The organism is Roseburia sp. AF15-21 (assembly GCF_003479505.1).
In the GTDB taxonomy this organism is placed as follows: domain Bacteria; phylum Bacillota; class Clostridia; order Lachnospirales; family Lachnospiraceae; genus Roseburia_C; species Roseburia_C amylophila.
In genome coordinates, this window is record NZ_QUHG01000005.1 from 191,276 (window position 1) to 211,102 (window position 19,827).

Here is a 19,827-nt window from a genome sequence, read left to right on the forward strand (position 1 = left end):
GAACACATGATTAAGCTTGAACATGTAAGCAAGTCATATTCGGCAGGAATACCGGCATTAAATGATATCAGTCTTAATATAGAAGAAGGGGAATTTGTTTTTATCGTTGGAAACAGTGGCTCCGGAAAGTCAACACTGATTAAATTATTGTTAAAAGAATTAGAGCCGACCAAAGGGGTTATTACGATTAACAACCGTAATTTAAATGCAATCCGGAGAAAACAGATACCGAAATATCGTCGTAATGTAGGTGTTGTGTTCCAGGATTTCCGCCTTTTAAAAGACAGAAATGTATATGAGAATGTAGCATTTGCCCAGAAGGTAATAGGTACTCCGGCAAGGCTCATAAGAAGCAGTGTACCGACCATGTTATCTATGGTAGGGCTGGCTGCCAAATATAAATCTTATCCAAAACAGTTGTCCGGTGGAGAACAGCAGAGGGTTGCCATTGCAAGAGCACTGGTAAATCAGCCGAAGATTCTTCTGGCAGATGAGCCGACCGGTAATCTTGATAACCATAATGCATGGGAAATCATGAAGCTCTTAGAGGAGATTAACCAGAAGGGAACGACAGTAGTCGTTGTTACACATAATCTTGAGATTGTCAAGGCAATGAAGAAACGTGTAATCACAATGAAGAAAGGCGTCATTATCAGTGACGAGAAAGGTGATTGCAGCGATGAGGATTAGTTCGTTTTTCTATTCAATAAAACAGGGTATCAAGAATATCTGGCGTAACAAAATGTTTTCAGTAGCATCTATTGCGACCATGTGTGCCTGTATCTTTTTGTTTGGACTTTTCTATTCGATTGTAGAAAACTTCCAGTCAATGGTAAAAGAGGCAGAGGAAGGCGTTGCAGTATCTGTTTTCTTTAATGAGGGAATCTCGCAGGAACAGATAGATGAGATTGGTAATAAAATTAGTAAGCGTGTGGAAGTTGCCAGCTATGAATTTATTTCCGCAGATGAAGCGTGGGAAAGGTGTAAAGAGACATATTTTGGTGGCTCAGAAGAAGCAGCAGAGGGATTTGCGGAGAATCCACTTGCCAATTCTGCCAGTTATGAAATTTATATGAAAGATGTTTCCATGCAGGATGCACTGGTTACATATTTAGAGTCCTTAGATGGCGTAAGGGAAGTGCATCATTCTGCAGTGGTGGCAAATACATTGTCTGATTTTAATAAACTGATTGCGTATGTTTCCGGAGGCATTATCTTAATCCTGCTTGCGGTTGCTATCTTCTTAATCAGTAATACCGTTACAGTTGGCATCTCGGTACGAAGAGAAGAGATTGCGATTATGAAGCTGATTGGAGCTACGGATTCTTTTGTGCGGGCACCATTTGTAGTAGAGGGTGTGCTGATTGGACTTCTGGGTTCTGCATTGCCACTGATTCTGCTTTACTTCATGTATGGCAAGATTATAGTATATGTAGCGGACAAATTCAGCTTTTTAGATAATATTATGAATTTTATTCCGGTTGCAGAACTGTTTCACAGTCTGGTTCCAATTTCACTGCTGTTGGGAGTGGGAATTGGATTTGTTGGCAGCCGGCTGACTATTAAGAAGCATTTGAAAGTATAAGGACAAAGGGTATCGCCTGTGTACTGGGGCAGTCACGGGGATACCCTGTTTTGAATATATAAAAGGTGATGAGAATAAGATGAAGATACGAAGAAAAGTAACAACCGCAATACTGACAGCTGTGATGTTACTTTCTCCGGTGATGGAGATATCTGCCAGCAGCCTGTCTGATGCACAGAAGGAAAAAGAAAATTTAGAGAAGCAGTTAGAGGAGGCCCAAAGCGTCATTGATGGGCTGAAAGATTCCAAGGCTGATATTCAGACGAAGGTAAAGGAATTAGATCAGCAGCTTACAAGCATTTCTCTTGAAATTACCAATACACAGGCACAGTTAGAGGAAAAGAGTGCCGAGATTACAGACACCCAGAGCGAATTAGAGGATGCCCAGGCGGATGTGGCAAGCCAGGCAGAAGCTATGAGCAAAAGGATTCAGTTCATGTATGAAAATAGTGGAAAAATGTCATATCTGGAAGCATTTTTTCAATCCGGCAGTATGGCAGAATTTTTGAATCAGGCAGAATATATCCGGCAGATTTCAGAATATGATAGAGATATGCTGCAGCAGTACAATGACAGTGTACAGACCGTGGCAGATGCCAAGGAACAGTTAGAACAGGAATATACAGAGCTGGAAGAATTAAAGGCACAGGTAGAATCCCAGCAGCAGACCGTGCAGGCTCTGATGGATGCCAAGGAAGACGAACTGGATAAGGTAAAGAGTGACATTACGGTGGCACAGTCGGATGCAGATGCAGTACAGGCAGAGATTGATGCACAGAATGAAATTATTGCGCAGATTCAGGCAGAGGAAGCCAGAAAAAAAGCGGAAGAAGAGAAACGAAGACAGGAAGCAGAGGAAAATGGAACTACTCCGGATACGACTCCTGGAGATGTATACAGTGGCGGGGCTTTTGTATGGCCGTGTCCGAGCAGTACCAGGGTAACCAGTGATTACGGAACGCGATTATCTCCGACCCAGGGAGCATCCTCTAATCATAAGGGACTGGATATTGGGGCAAGCTATGGTGCGAGTATTGTGGCAGCGGCAGATGGAACGGTTTCCTATGCAGGCTATAATAATGGAATGGGCAACTATGTAATGATCAGCCACGGCAGCGGGCTATATACAGTATATGGGCATGCTTCGGCACTTTTGGTATCCACCGGTGATAAAGTCACGGCGGGACAGACGATAGCCCAGGTAGGAAGTACCGGTATATCTACTGGAAATCATTTACATTTTGGCGTATCCTTAAATGGAAGCTATGTAAGCCCATGGAATTATCTGAGTAAATAGTAAAAGAGGAAGAAAGATGGACGAAATAAGGGAAGAGACAAATTCAGCAGAAGCAATCAGGCAGGAAATAAAGGAAAAGAAAAGAACTTACTGGCGTGGTGCGATTACCGGTGCTGCTTCGGTCATGGCGGTATTGCTGATTGTATTATTGATTGGTATTTACAGTGGTGCTGTGGTAATTGGTGGAAAAGGTGGAACAGGAGGCAGCCAGACGGTAACAGCATCAGATGGTGATCTGCTTTCAAAGGATGTCATCAATAAGCTTGATAATCTGGCAGACCAGATTAATGCAGATTATTATGAAGATGTGGATCAGGAAGACTTGATTAACGGAATGTATAAAGGCTTGTTTGAGGGGATCGGAGACCCGTACAGTGAGTATTATACCCCGGAAGAATATGAAGATATCATGATATCCACCCATGCAAATTATTATGGAATCGGAGCAGGACTTACCCAGGATAAGAATACCATGGAAGTATCCGTTACCCATATTTATGATAATTCTCCGGCACAGGAAGCAGGATTAAAAGAAGGCGATAAGATAGTCAAGGTAGATGATATTGAAGCCACCTCTATGGAATTGTCGGAACTGGTAACCAACATCCGTGGCGAAGAGGGAACCACCGTTCATCTGGTAATTGAAAGAGAAGGGGAATCAGAAAATCTGGAATTTGATGTGTCCCGTGCCAAAGTAGATATTCCAACAGTAGCTTATAAAATGTTAGAAAACAATATCGGATATATACAGGTATCTGAATTTGCAGAGAATACACCAACCCAGTTTTCGGATGCAATTACAGATTTACAGGGTCAGGGTATGGAGAAGCTGGTTATTGATTTACGTGATAATGGCGGCGGAATGGTAGTATCCTGTCAGCAGATGTTGGATATGATTCTTCCGGAAGGAACTGTTGTTTATACGGAAGATAAATATGGCAACCGTCAGGATTATACTTCTGATGCAGAGCATTATCTTGATATGCCGATTGCAGTATTAGTCAATGGCAATTCCGCCAGTGCATCCGAGATATTTGCAGGAGCCATCCGGGATTTTGATTATGGAACACTGATTGGAACCACAACCTTTGGAAAAGGCATTGTGCAGAATATCATGCAGTTAAAGGACGGCAGTGCCATTAAGCTTACGGTAGCAAAATATTATACACCAAACGGTGATAACATCCATGGAACCGGAATTACACCGGATGTTGAAATTGAATATGAGTACACCGGAGATACCGAGGGTACTTATGATGAGATGCAGGATAATCAGATATTAAAAGCCATTGAAGTATTGAACGGAGAAGAATAATGAAGATGAATAACGAAGAGAAGAAAAAACTTATCATTCGCTATGTGGTGGCAGTAATTCTTTTGGTAGTTACCATTCTCGTACTTAAGGGGATGTATCAGGATGCGGAAGAGCATGACAATGCACAGAATACAGAAATTACAACAGAGATAAATCATGAGTGAATTAAATGAAAAGATTCGCCAGCAGTTAATGGAATGGGCAGAACCGGATTTTGGCACCTTTTCCGCCGGATTAATTCCGGGGGAAAAACATGTGCTTGGAGTAAGGTTGCCCTTACTTCGTTCTTATGCAAAAGAATTAGCAAAAGGAGACTGGCAGACTTACCTTTCACAGGCCTCGGATGATTCCATGGAAGAGACCATGTTACAGGGCATGACCTTAGGCTATGTGAAAAGTGATTTCACAGGAATCCGTCCGTATCTTGATGCCTTTCTTCCAAAGATTAAGAACTGGTCGGTATGTGACAGCACCTGTGTAAGTTTAAAAATTGCCAGAAAAGAGCCGGAGGCAGTTTTAGAATATTTACTGCCTTATCTTCGCAGTGACGAAGAATTTTTCATCCGGTTTGGCGTTGTGATGTTATTAGATCATTTTATTATGGAAGACTATATTGACCTTGTCTTAGAAGAGATGGATAAGATTCATCAGGATGCCTATTATGTGAAAATGGCAGTAGCCTGGAATTTGTCCGTGTGTTTTGTGAAGTTCCGGGATAAAACACTTTCCTATCTCAGGACAAATCATCTGGATGACTGGACTTACAATAAGACGATACAGAAAATCAGGGAATCCTATCGCGTGACCAAAGAGGATAAGGAAATGCTCTTAAAAATGAAACGGAAAGCAGAAAAATAGACTTTTCAACCAATATTAAGGAAAATATAATTGATTCGAAGCCGGGAAACCACTATAATGTTTATAGTGGTTTTTCTTACTTTACAGGAAATTGCTTTCCTGCAAAGAAAAAACGCTCCGCGGGGATGCGCACTGCGGCGTATAAGGTAGATGTCGCAAGCGACCGCGCAGGCGCGAGAATGTGCCAAGGCACATTCTTTGTTATACAGAAAATCATAAGAATATAAGAAAGTTGGTGATACTGTGGTTGAATTGGACGCATACCGATACAAATTAGGAACCTATAAGGCTCCACTACAGGAAGTGAGGGATTCACTTTGACTTAGCAGATAAGTCAAAAAAAATCGAAGAATTGGAACGGGAGATGGAAGCACCAGATTTCTGGAATGATGCAGAAGTGTCCCAGCAGAAGATGAAGGAGTTAAAAAGCTATAAGGATGACGTGGCAGTCTGTGCACAGCTGGAAGAGAAACTTTCCGACATTGAAACACTGATTGCGATGGGAGATGAAGAGAATGATGTTTCCCTGATTCCGGAAATCGAAGAAGAGATAAAGGAATACGAAGAAGCGTTTGAAAAGATTCGGATTAAAACCCTGTTATCCGGAGAATATGATAAAGACAATGCAATTGTATCCTTACATGCAGGAGCAGGCGGAACAGAATCCTGTGACTGGGCATCCATGCTATACCGTATGTATACAAGATGGGCATCCGATAAAGGATTTGCCATTGAAGTACTGGATTCCTTAGATGGAGATGAAGCAGGAATCAAATCCATTACCTTTCAGGTAAACGGAGAAAATGCTTACGGTTATCTGAAATCAGAAAAAGGCGTACACCGTCTGGTGCGGATTTCACCGTTTAATGCGGCAGGAAAGCGTCAGACCTCCTTTGTATCATGTGATGTGATGCCGGATATTGAAGAAGACATTGATATTGAAGTAAAGGATGAAGATATAAGGATTGATACCTACCGTTCCAGCGGAGCCGGTGGACAGCATATCAATAAGACATCTTCAGCAATCCGGATTACCCATTTTCCGACGGGAATTGTAGTAACCTGCCAGAATGAGCGTTCCCAGCACATGAATAAAGACAAGGCAATGCAGATGTTAAAATCCAAGCTGTATTTATTGAAACAGCAGGAAAATGCAGATAAAGCAGCAGATATCCGTGGTGAAGTCACAGAAATTGGCTGGGGAAATCAGATACGCTCCTACGTATTGCAGCCGTATACTATGGTAAAGGATACCAGAACCGGCGTAGAGACGGGAAATACAGATGCAGTATTAGATGGAGATATTGATATTTTCATCAATGGATATTTAAAGTGGCTGTCACTGGGTTGTCCGGAGAAGATGGGAGAGTAAGATGGAAAAAGTAATCATACCACTGGTCATTATTCTTGTCATTGTGGGAGTGATAGCAGGCGTTGTTTTCTATGTGAAAAATAAAGTAAGGAAATTCTCACAGGATCTCTTTGGAACAGATTCTTTAGTGGAAGGCTGGAAGAAACAGGAAGAGGAACTGTCTGTGACACCATGTTCCGTATCCGGAATGACAAGATTATTAGAACCACAGATACAGCGGGATTTCCCGGAATTTAACTGGGTGCAGTTTAAAAATAAGGCAGAAGATGCATTGAAATTGTCATTGATGGCAATTTCCGCACATAGTATAGGAAGGGCAGAGAGCCTGTCGGAAGCACTTAAAGAAGAAGTGGCAGCAAGAATTGAACAGAATCAGACAGCAGGTGTAAATGAGGTATATGAACGTATCCGTGTTCATCAGACTGAGATTGCCAGATATGAAAAACAAAAGGGTAAATGCATTATTACACTACAGAGTGCAGTGGAGCATATTCACTATAAAGAAAAAGACGGAAAACTGATTTCCGGTAAAAAAGATTTGTTAGAACAGACCAAGTACAACATGGAACTGATGTATATCCAGGATGAGAGCAAAGTCAGTGCTGATAAAGGGGTAGGACTTACCTGCCCGCACTGCGGTGCTCCGGTTACATCCCTTGGAGCGAAATACTGTGAGTTCTGTGGCAGTGAAGTAATACCAATCAATATGCAGGTTTGGTCTCTGCAGCATTTTTACGAAGTTACATACCAAAAGGTGTAATGAAAATATATAACATAAGAAAACAGGAGGTTTGTTATGGGTTTAATTAAAGCAGTAGCACAGGCAGTTGGAGGAAGTTTTGCAGATCAGTGGTTAGAGGTAATCGAGCCGGATGATATGGGAGATCAGACCGTCTTTACCAGAGGTGTGTTGATTCGCCGTGGACAGAATACAAAGGGAACGGATGATACCGTATCTAATGGTTCCATCATCCATGTATATGATAATCAGTTTATGATGTTAGTAGATGGTGGAAAAATCGTAGACTATACTGCAGAACCGGGATATTACAAAGTAGATAATTCTTCTTTGCCATCCCTGTTTAACGGACAGTTAAAGGATACTTTAAAAGATTCCTTCGCACGTATCAAATTTGGTGGTCAGACACCGGATAAACAGAAGGTATTCTTTATAAATCTTCAGGAAATCAAGGGAATCAAATTCGGAACAAGAAATCCGATTAACTATTTTGATAATTTCTACAATGCAGAATTGTTCCTGCGTGCACACGGAACTTATTCCATTAAGATTGTAGACCCGATTCGTTTCTATGCAGAAGCAATTCCAAGAAACAAAGACAGGGTAGAAATCACAGATATCAATGAACAGTATATCTCTGAATTCTTAGAAGCATTACAGACATCCATCAATCAGTTATCTGCAGATGGTGTCCGCATTTCCTATGTATCATCCAAGGGACGCGAGCTGAGTAAATACATGTCAGAAACTCTTGATGAGGAATGGAACCAGATGCGTGGTATGGAGATTCAGGCAGTAGGTATTGCAAGCATCTCTTACGACGAGGAATCCACTAACCTTATCAATCTGCGCAACAAAGGTGCAATGATGGGTAGTGACCCGAATGTAATGCGTGGTATTGCTGTTGGAAATATTACGGAAGGTATCCGTGATGCAGGTTCTAATGCAGCAGGTGCAATGACCGGATTTATGGGTGTTGGAATGGGAATGAATGCATTCAACAGCAGCATGGACAGCTTAAATCAGATGACAGCAGGCATGCAGCAGAACCAGCAGATGAATAATGGAGCACAGATGGCAGGCGGAGTAGCAGGCGGAGTAGCAGGCGTGCAGCAGGCAGCACCGGCTCAACAGGCAGCTCCGGCACAGCAGGCAGCAGCACCGGCAGGCAATGAGTGGACCTGTGAATGCGGAACAACAAATACCGGAAAATTCTGCTGTAACTGTGGAAAACCGGCTCCTGCACCGGCAGTAAAGTCAGACTGGACCTGTGAGTGTGGAGCAGTAAATACTGGAAAATTCTGTACTAACTGCGGAAAACCGGCTCCGGCAGCAGACTGGACCTGCGAATGTGGAACAGTAAATACCGGAAAATTCTGCAGCAATTGTGGAAAACAGAGACCATAATGGAGGAAGGAGCACTGCATGTCAGTAATTAGTTTTAAGTGCCCGAATTGTGATGGCGAACTGATTTTTGACCCTGCTTCCGGCGCATATAAATGCGAATATTGTGGCTCAAAATTTACACAGGAAGAACTGGATGCCATGAAGCCGGCGGAGGAACAGGAAAAACCTGCCGGCAGCATGGATGGAAGCCAGGCTTCTGAGAATACAGACGGAACACAGGAAGAGAAGAAAACAGAGGAAGAAGCAGTCATTTATACCTGCCCAAGCTGTGGTGCGCAGATTGTAACAGATGCAACCACGGCGGCAACCTTCTGCTATTATTGCCACAATCCGGTAGTGCTTTCCGGAAGATTATCTGGAAACTATATGCCGAATAAGGTCATTCCGTTTGCAATTGACCGTAAGGAAGCAGAAAAACGTTTTATGGAATATGTAGGCAGGAAAAAGTTTGTTCCAAAGGCATTTTTCAATAAGAAACAAATTGATAAATTATCCGGTGTATACTTTCCGTTCTGGATTTATGATACCAGGATGAACGGTAATCTTTCGGCAGAGGCAACCCGTGTCCGGGTATGGCGTTCCGGAGATGAAGAATATACCGAGACTAAATTCTATGAAGTAGAACGTGGCGGAGATGTATCTCTTTCCAATCTGGAACTGAATGCATTACAGAAAGCCAACAAAGAGCTGGTAGAGGGTGTACTGCCATATCAGTTTGACAAGATGAAGGATTTCTCCATGGGGTATCTTTCCGGCTTCCAGGCAGAGAAGCGTGATATTGAAAAAGAAGGCGTAGCAGAGGAAGCTAGACGAGAGACAAAGGATTATGCAACCAGGCTCTTGCGGGAAAGTGTATCCGGCTATGACGGTGTGAAGGTACATAACTGCGGATTTTCTAATGGCAGTGAGAACTGGAATTATGTGCTTCTTCCAATCTGGACCATCACCTATCGCGCCAATAATGGCAAGATGTATTACTATTCCATGAATGGTCAGACTGGAAAAGTATGTGGAGAACTTCCGGTAGATTATAAGAAACTGACCCTGGTTAGTGGAATCATATCAGCAGCAGTGCTGGTACTTGGATTGTTAGGAGGGCTGCTGATATGGTAAAGAAAAAGATAATCGTACCATTACTGCTTTTATGCAGTATGTTATTTGCTGTTCCTGTTATGGCATCAGAGCCAAAGGCAGACTTCGTCTATGATGACGCAGAGCTTTTTGACCAGAGTGAAGCAGATTCCATCAGTGAAAAAATCAGCGGTTTTTCCAGTGAGACTGGCTGGGAAATCTATGCATTTACTACAGAGGATGCGCATGGGTATACTTCCCGGGAGTATGGAGAGAATACCTTTGACCAGTATGCCACCGGCATGGACGGTGTTGCTTTTGTCATTGACATGGATAACCGTGAAATCGCAGTGGTTCATTTTGGAGAAGCAAACCGTTATTATACGGATGAAAGAGTAGAAAGTATTCTGGATGAAGGCTTCAATTATATGGGAGATGCAGAGTATGCAGATGCCATGGAGGCAATGATTGATGAGGCAGAATATTATTACGGACAGGGCGTGCCAACCGGTCAGTATAATTACGATGAAGAAACCGGGGAATATGATTACTACGAGAAAAATACGCTGACCTGGTTTGAAATTCTGATTACCTTACTGGTGGCATTGGGTATCGGTGGCGCATTCTGTGGAATTACCATTGGAAAATACCGCCTGCATTTTGATAAGTACAAATATGATTACCACAAGAACAGCCATGTAAATCTTACAAACCGTACTGACCGCTTTGTAAATCAGGTAGTAACCCATCGTCATATCCAGAGGGAATCTTCTGGTGGAGGCGGAAGCAGTTCCGGCAGAACAACAGTACATACCGGAGCAGGAGGACGAAGTACCGGAGGCGGAAGCCGTAAATTCTAAGAGCTTTCGGATAAGGAAAGCAAATATAAAAATTCGTCAATTTACCCATATGGAATCCGAAAAAGGTTCCATATGGGTACTTTTGTATAAAAAAGAGAAATTTACTTGTAATGGCTGTGTATATGTGCTATCATCTTTCTGGTGAGAACAGTTGTATTTGTACCACAAACAGTCGGAGGGGAATATGGCAGAGAATACGAAGTATTTTGTGTTGAAAGAGAAGGCTGTACCGGAGGTATTGCTGAAAGTAGTGGAAGCGAAACGTCTTTTAGAATCCGGACGCGTAACATCTGTACAGGAAGCAGCCGAGCAGGTAGATATCAGCCGGAGTTCATTTTATAAGTATAAAGATGATATTTTTCCATTTCACGACAATGCGAAGGGGAGAACAATTACGATGGTAATCCAGCTGGATGATACGCCGGGATTATTATCAACCGTTTTGAATATTGTGGCAGAGTTTCATGCCAACATATTAACTATCCACCAGTCTATACCGGTAAACGGGATTGCATCCCTGACACTGAGTATTGATATTCTGCCGGAGACAGGAGATTTGTCACAGATGGTAGATAAGATTGAAGGACAGGATGGAATACATTATCTGAAAATATTAGCCAGGGAGTGAAACAACAATGAAAGCAGCAGTAATGGGATATGGAACAATTGGTTCCGGAGTAGTAGAAGTATTAAACATTAATCATGACAGCATTGCAAAACGTGCAGGCGAAGCAATCGAAGTAAAATATGTTTTGGATTTACGGGATTTTCCGGGAGACCCGATTCAGGATAAAATCGTGCATGATTATAAAGTAATTGCAGAAGACCCTGAAATTGGCATGGTAGTTGAGACAATGGGCGGTGTAGAACCGGCATATACTTTTGTCCGTGCCATGTTAGAGGCAGGAAAGCATGTAACAACTTCAAATAAGGCATTAGTAGCAGAGAAAGGTGCAGAACTGATTGCACTTGCCAAAGAGAAAAATGTGAATTTCCTGTTTGAAGCCAGCGTAGGAGGCGGTATCCCGATTATCCGCCCGTTAAATTCCTGCCTGACTGCAGATGTAATCGAAGAGATTACCGGTATCTTAAATGGAACGACCAACTATATGCTTACCAAGATGAGTGTAGAGGGTTCTGAATTTGCAGATGTATTAAAGGATGCACAGGATAAAGGATATGCAGAGAAAGATCCGACTGCCGATGTAGAAGGCTTTGATGCATGCCGTAAGATTGCAATCTTAACTTCTTTAGTATGCGGACAACAGGTAGACTTCAATGACATTCATACGGAAGGAATTACCAAAATCAGTGCAACAGATATCAAATATGCAAAAGCAATGGGTAAAGCCATTAAATTACTGGCAACCAGCCGTAAAGTAGGAGAAAGCTATTGTGCAATGGTATCTCCATGTATGCTTCCACAGGAGCATCCACTGTATCCGGTGAATGATGTATTTAATGCAATTTTTGTACATGGTAATGTATTAGGAGATGCAATGTTTTACGGAAGTGGAGCAGGAAAACTTCCAACCGCCAGTGCTGTTGTGGCTGATATGGTTGAAATTGCAAAATTCAAAGACACCAACCTTCCAATGGAATGGAGACCGGAGAAATTAGAGCTTGCAGATTATAAGATGGTAACCAACCGTTTCTTTGTCCGTACCAAAGCAGACGAAGCAGCAGTAAAGAATGCATTCGGAGCAGTTGAGTTCGTTGCAGCAGAAGGCGTAAACGGAGAACTTGGATTTGTAACAGAAGAAATGACAGAAGCAGCATATGAAGAGAAAGCAGCAAAACTTGCTGATATTCTTCAGATGATTCGTGTAAAATAGTTGCGAAAAACCCTTCTGGAAATTATAATTGTACTAAGGGTATAAATATAATTTCAGGAGGGTATTTTTATGTCAAAATTTATTATGGCGTTAGACGCCGGAACCACCAGCAACCGGTGTATTCTCTTTAATGAAGCCGGTGAAATCTGCAGTATGGCACAAAAAGAATTCCGTCAGATGTTTCCGAATCCAGGATGGGTAGAACATGATGCCAATGAGATATGGTCGACGCAGCTTGGGGTAGCAGTAGAGGCAATGTCTAAGATTGGTGCTACGGCAGCAGATATTGCAGCCATTGGAATCACCAACCAGAGAGAGACGGCAATTGTATGGAACAAAGAGACCGGAGAGCCAGTTTATAATGCGATAGTCTGGCAGTGCCGCCGGACCGCTGATATTGCAGATGCGTTAAAGAAAAAGGGGTTGGAAGATTCCTATCGTAAGAAAACAGGATTGATTATTGATGCCTATTTTTCGGCAACGAAAATCAAGTGGATTTTAGATAATGTGAAGGGTGCAAGAAAATTAGCGGAAGAAGGAAAGCTGCTCTTTGGAACGGTAGAGACCTGGCTGATCTGGAAACTGACGAAAGGGGAAGCACATGTAACCGATTATTCCAATGCATCAAGAACCATGCTTTTTAATATAAACACATTAACCTGGGATAAAGATATTCTGGCAGAGCTTGATATTCCGGAGAGCATGCTGCCAAAGCCGATGCCGTCAAGCTGTGTATATGGTTATACAGACCCGGCATATTTTGGAAGTGCGATACCGATTGCCGGTGCAGCAGGAGACCAGCAGGCAGCTTTGTTCGGACAGACCTGCTTTTCCGAAGGAGAAGCGAAGAATACATATGGTACAGGCTGTTTCCTTTTGATGAATACAGGAGAACGTCCGGTATTTTCAGAAAACGGACTGGTCACCACCATTGCCTGGGGGCTGGATGGCAAAGTAAATTATGCACTGGAAGGCTCTATCTTTGTGGCAGGTGCGGCAATTCAGTGGCTGCGTGATGGTATGCGTCTCATTGACTCCGCATCGGATTCAGAGTATATGGCGACCAAAGTAAAAGGAACACATGGCTGTTATGTGGTTCCGGCATTTACCGGACTGGGTGCTCCGTACTGGGATCAGTATGCAAGAGGAACAATTGTAGGAATTACCAGAGGAACCAATAAGAATCATATCATCCGGGCAACTCTGGAATCTATTGCTTATCAGGTGGAAGGAGTTATCTCTGCCATGGAAGCGGATGCTGGAATCGAAATCCGTTCCTTAAATGTAGATGGAGGAGCCAGTGCTAATAATTTCCTGATGCAGTTCCAGTCAGACATGATACAGGCACCGGTCAATCGTCCGGCATGTGTAGAGACAACAGCAAAGGGTGCAGCATATCTGGCAGGACTTGCAGTAGACTACTGGAAGACCAAAGAAGATGTGATAAAGAACCAGCAGATAGAGAGGGTATTCCATCCACAGATGGAAGAGGAAGAGAGACAGAAAAAATTAAAAGGCTGGAAGAAGGCAGTAAAATATGCCTTTGGATGGGCAAAAGATACAGAAGAAGAGGAAGAGGCGTAAGCCACTTTCTCTTCTTCACTTTACAGGAAATTGCTTTCCTGTAAAGTAAAAAACGCTCCGCGAGGATGCGCACTGCGGCGTATAAGGTAGATGTCGCAAGCGACCGCCGCAGGCGTGAGAATTTGCCAAGGCACATTCTTTTTTCTCGTTAAGCGTTCGAAAAAGCTGCCGGTGGCAGCTCCTTATAGGTTTTGATATATAATACCTTATGATATATGCGTCAGCGGCATAAAATCAATCTGAAAGAATAGAAGAGCCGCATTTTTCACAATGAAATTTATAATAATAATAGCCAGTGCAATCCAAAGAAATACTTCCCGGAAATGCATGCCAATACGAAGCCTTCCCTTAGAGAGCCGTTCAATGGTCTGGGAAATCATAAACCAGGTGCAGAGCACAAAGGCATATGGCACAAAGGGATGATAAACCAGTGAGTGCAGGAAATCCCCATGCAGTAAAAAAGCTACGGCTCTGGTGCCACCGCAGCCAGGACAGTAAAGTCCGGTCAGGCTGTGAAGCACACAGGGGAAAAGATATTTTGAAAGCTGGATATTTGTTGCTTTTATAAAAAGCACCAGCAGAAGAAGTGTGCCTATGATGCACCAGCAGGTGATATATAATCCGTTGTCCATAGCAGTGGACGTTTTTTTCTTTTCCATATAAACCCTCGCAAATCAGTATTCAAACAAAATATAGAATCTGTTGGTAGTATACAATTGTCATAAGGGAAAGTCAAAGTTATTGTGTTTCACCCAAGATATGTGTATAATAAAAAGAGGCACTTTTTTCAGACTTTGGAAGGAGGAGTGGTTTATGCAGATTGATGGATGGAATCCGAAAGATATAGGATATGATACCGGGTACAATCATACATATGGGGTCGGAACTGACGCAGATGCGAAGAGTACCGGGGTGGCAGAGGGCAGCAAAGGCGAATGCCAGACCTGTAAGAACCGGAAATATCAGGATGGTTCCAACGAGAATGTTTCTTTTAAATCAGCTTCCCACATCTCTCCGGAGGCGGCGGGAATCCGTGTGGCAGCCCATGAGGCAGAACATGTTTCCAATGCTTATGCCAAAGCAGCAGAAGGAAATGGTCAGGTGGTATCTGCAAGCGTAACACTTCGTACCGGCGTATGCCCGGAGTGCGGAAGAGTATATGTGGCAGGCGGAGAGACCAATACCACCATTAAGTATCCGAATGAAACAAATCCTTATCAGCAGGAACGGAAGAGCCAGGATGCGGCAGATCTGACCGGAGCCAGAATCGACACAAGAAAATAAAAACAGGAGCTTGAGATAGATGAAAAGAAAATCAGCAGAAATAAAACGTATTGCAAGAGAAAATCTTACCGGACATTATGGATTGCCAATGGGAGCCATAGTAGTATCACAGTTAATCGTAACTTTGCCGACCATGTTCTTTTCCTGGAATTTGACACCGTATTCCGGAAAAATGGAGTGGGCAATTTATTATGTGGCAGCATTTGTACTGGCATTGCTGGGGGTTGTTTTAAATATAGGAATTCTCCAGATTGCCCTGCGAATGGGAAGAAAGCAGCCATATAAGTTTACCGATATGTTCTATGGATTCAATCATCATCCGGATAAATACATTCTGGCATACCTTTTATTTATGGTTGTGGTATTAATTCCGATGCTTCCGGCAATCGCAGTCTCTGTTGGAATGTATGTAACTGCCATTTCCGGCAGCATGAAAATCACAGAGGGGATTTTTGTTGGCTATGTAGTAGCTATGTGTGTACTTGGAATTGGAGGAGAAGTGATCGCATTTATTCTTTCCTTAAAATATTCCATGCTGTTTTTGATATTGCTTGAGGATAATACCAAGGGAATCCGGCAGGCAATGAGGGAAAGTAAAGCACTGATGCAGGGCAACAAGGGAAGATACTTCTATATCATGTTAAGCTTCCTTGGCTGGTCTTTCCTTGGCCTCCTTTCATTTGGAATTGGCTTCCTGTGGATTGGACCATACTATACGCAGACACAGGTGACATTCTATCGTGACATTACAGGAGAATTAGACCGGACAGAAAACCAGACAGACCCATACGGAACAAAACAGCAGAATCCGCAGTACAGTACGTGGAGTGCTTCGGTATAAAAATAAGAAAAGAAAAATGCCGGGAAATCAGAATTGGTTTCCTGGCATTTTTCTTTTGCATATATTTACTGGTACATCTGATTCATTTCATTAAACTGCCGCATCAGTTCGTTATAATCAGCGGTATTTCCGTTGGACATCTGGTTGATGAAATCGGCGTTGGTAAACATCATGACAATGACGAAAGTATAAAGTGCAATAGTAAGTGCAAGACCGATAATTCCAAGGACGATACCGATTTTGCCGGTGGTGGAAAAAGTCATCTCGCCGCCACGGGAAAGAAGTCCTAAAATAATGGCAAGTGCCCCACAAGGCAGTGCTGCATACAGGCAGCAGAAAGTTACAATGGAGACAATGCCAAGAGCAATGGATGCGGTGGCAAGTCCGGTGGAACGTTTGTCCATGTAATTACGTTGTGGTGCCTGGTTCATATTATATGAATAATTGGGATTTGGTTGATAGCCGTTTGGCTGCTGTTGAAAATCCATAAAAAACCTCCTCAAATCGTGAATAAATCCAGTATACCATTTTCTGCCGGAAAAAACAATAAAACCCAAAATCTTCCCTTTTGTAGAAATGCCTGATGTGCTATAATGAGCGCAAACGCATCAACAGGAAAGGAAATACAAGATGGACATAACAGCAAAAATTGCCGAAGAACTTGGAATCAGAAAAAATCAGGCACAGGCAGCAATTCAGTTAATTGATGAAGGAAATACCATTCCTTTTATTGCCCGGTATCGAAAAGAAGCAACCGGCGCATTAAATGATGAAATATTACGTAACTTATTTGACCGGCTGACTTATCTTAGAAACTTAGAAGAGAAGAAAGAACAGGTCATTGCCAGCATTGAAGAACAGGGCAAGCTGACGGACGAACTGCGGAAACAGATAGAAGAAGCACAGACACTGGTAGTCGTAGATGATTTGTACCGTCCATACCGACCGAAGCGCAGAACCAGAGCAACCATCGCCAAAGAGAAGGGCTTAGAGCCGCTGGCAAATGTAATCAGTCTTCAGATGCTTAAGACTCCAATCTTAGAAGAAGCAGCAAAATATATCAACGAAGAAAAAGAAGTTCATACTGCAGAGGAAGCCTTAGAAGGTGCTAAGGATATTATTGCAGAGCATATTTCCGATGAAGCAGATTATCGTATCCACATCCGTGACCTTACCGTAAAACATGGTCGGATTGTATCTGCTGCCAAAGATCCGGAAACAGAATCTGTTTATGAAATGTATTATGATTTTGATGAGCCGATTACAAAAATGGCAGGACATCGTACGCTGGCATTGAACCGTGGAGAGGCAGAGAAAATACTGACAGTAAAAGTAGAAGTGCCGGAAGAACAGATTATTCCGTATTTACAGAAAAAGGTAATAACCAAAGATAATGCCATAACCAGACCTGTTTTGGAAGAAGTAATCGAAGACAGCTATAAGCGTCTGATTGCACCGGCAATCGAGCGTGAGATTCGAAGTGACCTTACGGAAAAGGCAGAAGACGGAGCAATCAAAGTTTTCGGAAAAAACTTAGAGCAGCTTCTGATGCAGCCGCCAATTGCAGGACAGGTTGTGCTTGGCTGGGATCCGGCATTCCGTACCGGATGTAAGCTTGCAGTGGTAGATCCGACCGGAAAAGTATTGGATACGACAGTCATTTACCCGACAGCACCACAGAATAAGGTAGAGGAAGCAAAAGTAGTATTAAAGAAACTGATTTCCAAGTATCATATTACACTGATTTCTCTTGGAAATGGAACAGCATCCCGTGAGTCGGAGCAGATTATTGTAGATTTATTAAAAGAGATTCCGGTAAAAGTACAGTATATTATTGTAAATGAAGCAGGTGCTTCCGTATATTCTGCAAGTAAACTTGCAACAGAGGAATTCCCAAACTTTGATGTGGGACAAAGAAGTGCCACTTCCATGGCAAGACGGTTGCAGGATCCGCTGGCAGAGCTGGTTAAAATTGATCCGAAATCCATCGGAGTCGGTCAGTATCAGCATGACATGAACCAGAAAAAATTAAGTGAAGCCTTAGGCGGCGTGGTAGAAGACTGCGTAAATAAAGTTGGTGTAGATTTAAACACCGCATCCGTATCCCTGCTGGAATACATTTCCGGTATCAGCAAAGTGATTGCGAAAAATATCGTGGCATACCGGGAAGAAAATGGAAAATTTGCATCCAGAAGCCAGCTTTTGAAAGTGGCAAAATTAGGACCGAAGGCATATGAACAGTGTGCCGGTTTTCTTCGTATTACCGGTGGAAAGAATCCGTTGGATGCAACCGGCGTGCATCCGGAAAGTTATGAAGCAACCAGAAAGCTTTTGGAAAAATTAGGATATTCAGAAGAAGAGATAACAGGTGGCGGATTAACCGGGATTTCAAAGAAGATTTCAGATTATAAGAAACTGGCAGCAGAATTGGAAGTAGGAGAACTTACTTTACGGGATATTGTAAAGGAACTGGAAAAGCCGGCAAGAGATCCGAGGGAAGATATGCCAAAGCCGATTCTGCGGAGTGACGTACTGGAAATGAAGGATTTGACCCCGGGAATGGTATTAAAAGGGACCGTCCGTAATGTCATTGACTTCGGTGCCTTTGTGGACATCGGAGTACATCAGGATGGACTGGTACACATTTCCCAGATGAGCGAACGCTATATCAAACATCCGCTGGAAGTGGTCAGCGTGGGAGATATTGTAGAAGTAAAAGTAATGAGCGTAGACCTTAAGAAACAGAGAATCCAGCTTACTATGAAACTGTAAATAAAAGGTAACAGATAAAATTGGGTATTGACAAGGAAAAAGCGAAGTTCTACAATAAACCCATAGTAATTGAATAGGAAGTCTTCGGGGCAGGGTGATATGCGAAGCATAGATTCCCGACCGACGGTGATTGTGCATGACACATTAGTCCGTGAACTGCAGTATTGCAGTTGATTTGGTGAAAATCCAAAACCGACAGTATAGTCTGGATGGGAGAAGATAAGTGACCATTAAGGTGATTATTTTGCGTGCCCCGGATAGTTTTATCCGGGGCTTTTATGGTACACCAATACTCCGGACATCCCTTGCAAGAGCTAAAAGTAAAGAAAAAAGGAGTAAAAGAAATGAGTACAAACAGTGTAACAACAAACAGCAACGTAAAAACAGGTGTAAATGCAAGATATCTGACGATGACAGCAATGCTTTCAGCCATTGCGTTCATCCTGATGTTCCTTGATTTTGCAGTTCCGTTTATGCCAAACTTCATCAAACTGGATATTTCAGAACTTCCGGCATTGATTGGAGCATTTTCCATGGGACCGGTCAGCGGAATTGTAATCTGCCTGATTAAAAATCTGATTCATCTGACTATTACAACCACAAGTGGTGTTGGAGAACTGTCCAATTTCATTCTTGGAGTAGCGTTCGTGCTTCCGGCAGGACTGATTTACAAATTTAAGAAGAACCGCAAAGGTGCATTAATCGGTTCTTTAGCAGGAGCACTTTTCATGGCAGTATTCAGTGTGGTATCAAACTATTTCCTGGTATATCCGTTCTATACAGCATTTATGCCGGAAGATGCCATTATTGGTGCTTACAATGCAATCGCTTCTGCAGTAGGCGGACATATGGATAATTTATTGGAGTGTCTTGTAGTATTTAATATGCCATTCACCTTCTTAAAAGGTATGATTAGTGTTGGAATTACATTTTTGATTTATAAACATATTTCACCAATCATCAAAGGAACCAACAGCCGTAAAAATTAGACGTCCCTTTTTTGCCCG

The 19,827-nt window shown here is 42.6% G+C and carries 20 protein-coding genes and 1 riboswitch; of the genes, 18 read left to right on the top strand and 2 right to left on the bottom strand.

The window, feature by feature from the left end; translation table 11 throughout:
* Window positions 1–6 precede the first annotated feature (6 nt).
* The 14 genes from ftsE (at window position 7) to glpK (ending at window position 13,923) form a co-directional block, all read left to right on the top strand.
* Window positions 7–690, top strand: a complete 684-nt coding sequence (ftsE, locus tag DWW33_RS09230; protein WP_022243561.1) for a cell division ATP-binding protein FtsE — start codon at window positions 7–9, stop codon at window positions 688–690.
* Window positions 680–1,585, top strand: coding sequence for a permease-like cell division protein FtsX (ftsX, locus tag DWW33_RS09235; protein WP_117842235.1), 906 nt, complete (start codon window positions 680–682; stop codon window positions 1,583–1,585). The genes ftsE and ftsX overlap by 11 nt, the downstream gene beginning before the upstream one ends.
* A 79-nt stretch (window positions 1,586–1,664) precedes the next feature.
* The gene (locus DWW33_RS09240) at window positions 1,665–2,882 is read left to right on the top strand and encodes a murein hydrolase activator EnvC family protein (protein WP_117842236.1); all 1,218 of its coding nucleotides are present in this window, start codon (window positions 1,665–1,667) and stop codon (window positions 2,880–2,882) included.
* 16 nt (window positions 2,883–2,898) lie between these two features.
* The gene (locus DWW33_RS09245) at window positions 2,899–4,197 is read left to right on the top strand and encodes a S41 family peptidase (protein WP_118639330.1); all 1,299 of its coding nucleotides are present in this window, start codon (window positions 2,899–2,901) and stop codon (window positions 4,195–4,197) included.
* Entirely contained in the window at window positions 4,197–4,361 is a 165-nt protein-coding gene (locus DWW33_RS15675) for a hypothetical protein (RefSeq protein ID WP_022243557.1), read from the top strand. Before DWW33_RS09245 ends, DWW33_RS15675 begins: the two co-directional genes overlap by 1 nt.
* Entirely contained in the window at window positions 4,354–5,055 is a 702-nt protein-coding gene (locus tag DWW33_RS09250; protein WP_118639331.1) for a DNA alkylation repair protein, read from the top strand. The genes DWW33_RS15675 and DWW33_RS09250 overlap by 8 nt, the downstream gene beginning before the upstream one ends.
* A gap of 243 nt (window positions 5,056–5,298) precedes the next feature.
* Window positions 5,299–6,427 (top strand): peptide chain release factor 2 gene (gene prfB / locus DWW33_RS09255; protein WP_416906631.1). Its coding sequence is split into 2 segments (ribosomal slippage): window positions 5,299–5,361 and window positions 5,363–6,427, totalling 1,128 coding nucleotides; the frame shifts between segments, so codons are not numbered across the junction.
* A gap of 1 nt (window position 6,428) precedes the next feature.
* A complete protein-coding gene (locus tag DWW33_RS09260; RefSeq protein ID WP_117696722.1) occupies window positions 6,429–7,187 on the top strand; it encodes a TIM44-like domain-containing protein in 759 nt (252 codons plus the stop codon).
* A gap of 36 nt (window positions 7,188–7,223) precedes the next feature.
* Complete coding sequence (locus tag DWW33_RS09265) at window positions 7,224–8,573, top strand: SPFH domain-containing protein (protein WP_118639332.1); 1,350 nt, start codon at window positions 7,224–7,226, stop codon at window positions 8,571–8,573.
* Between the two features lie 18 nt (window positions 8,574–8,591).
* Entirely contained in the window at window positions 8,592–9,686 is a 1,095-nt protein-coding gene (locus DWW33_RS09270) for a TFIIB-type zinc ribbon-containing protein (protein ID WP_117947716.1), read from the top strand.
* Window positions 9,680–10,504 (top strand): TPM domain-containing protein, encoded by an 825-nt coding sequence (locus DWW33_RS09275; RefSeq protein ID WP_118639333.1) that lies wholly within the window; start codon window positions 9,680–9,682, stop codon window positions 10,502–10,504. The genes DWW33_RS09270 and DWW33_RS09275 overlap by 7 nt, the downstream gene beginning before the upstream one ends.
* A gap of 184 nt (window positions 10,505–10,688) precedes the next feature.
* Window positions 10,689–11,132 (top strand): ACT domain-containing protein, encoded by a 444-nt coding sequence (locus DWW33_RS09280; RefSeq protein WP_022243550.1) that lies wholly within the window; start codon window positions 10,689–10,691, stop codon window positions 11,130–11,132.
* A 7-nt stretch (window positions 11,133–11,139) separates the two neighbouring features.
* Window positions 11,140–12,339, top strand: a complete 1,200-nt coding sequence (locus tag DWW33_RS09285) for a homoserine dehydrogenase (protein ID WP_117696733.1) — start codon at window positions 11,140–11,142, stop codon at window positions 12,337–12,339.
* Between the two features lie 69 nt (window positions 12,340–12,408).
* Window positions 12,409–13,923, top strand: a complete 1,515-nt coding sequence (gene glpK / locus DWW33_RS09290; RefSeq protein ID WP_022243548.1) for a glycerol kinase GlpK — start codon at window positions 12,409–12,411, stop codon at window positions 13,921–13,923.
* A 206-nt stretch (window positions 13,924–14,129) separates the two neighbouring features.
* On the opposite strand, the gene DWW33_RS09295 is transcribed toward glpK, so the two are convergent.
* Window positions 14,130–14,582: a DUF2752 domain-containing protein gene (locus tag DWW33_RS09295; protein WP_118639334.1), complete on the bottom strand. Its 453-nt coding sequence runs from the start codon at window positions 14,580–14,582 to the stop codon at window positions 14,130–14,132.
* Between the two features lie 154 nt (window positions 14,583–14,736).
* Between DWW33_RS09295 and DWW33_RS09300 the strand changes: the two genes are divergently transcribed.
* Window positions 14,737–15,207, top strand: coding sequence for a hypothetical protein (locus DWW33_RS09300; RefSeq protein WP_242986237.1), 471 nt, complete (start codon window positions 14,737–14,739; stop codon window positions 15,205–15,207).
* Window positions 15,208–15,226: 19 nt separating this feature from the next.
* Complete coding sequence (locus DWW33_RS09305) at window positions 15,227–16,048, top strand: DUF975 family protein (RefSeq protein ID WP_118639335.1); 822 nt, start codon at window positions 15,227–15,229, stop codon at window positions 16,046–16,048.
* Window positions 16,049–16,113: 65 nt separating this feature from the next.
* Here the strand turns inward: DWW33_RS09305 and DWW33_RS09310 are convergent, their stop codons facing one another.
* Window positions 16,114–16,536, bottom strand: coding sequence for a DUF4190 domain-containing protein (locus DWW33_RS09310; protein ID WP_118639336.1), 423 nt, complete (start codon window positions 16,534–16,536; stop codon window positions 16,114–16,116).
* Window positions 16,537–16,678: 142 nt separating this feature from the next.
* On the opposite strand from DWW33_RS09310, the gene DWW33_RS09315 reads away from it, so the two are divergent.
* Window positions 16,679–18,820, top strand: a complete 2,142-nt coding sequence (locus DWW33_RS09315; protein WP_118639337.1) for a Tex family protein — start codon at window positions 16,679–16,681, stop codon at window positions 18,818–18,820.
* Between the two features lie 76 nt (window positions 18,821–18,896).
* A riboswitch (FMN riboswitch) is annotated at window positions 18,897–19,045 on the top strand.
* Window positions 19,046–19,164: 119 nt separating this feature from the next.
* The gene (locus DWW33_RS09320) at window positions 19,165–19,809 is read left to right on the top strand and encodes an ECF transporter S component (RefSeq protein WP_022243542.1); all 645 of its coding nucleotides are present in this window, start codon (window positions 19,165–19,167) and stop codon (window positions 19,807–19,809) included.
* Window positions 19,810–19,827: the final 18 nt, after the last annotated feature.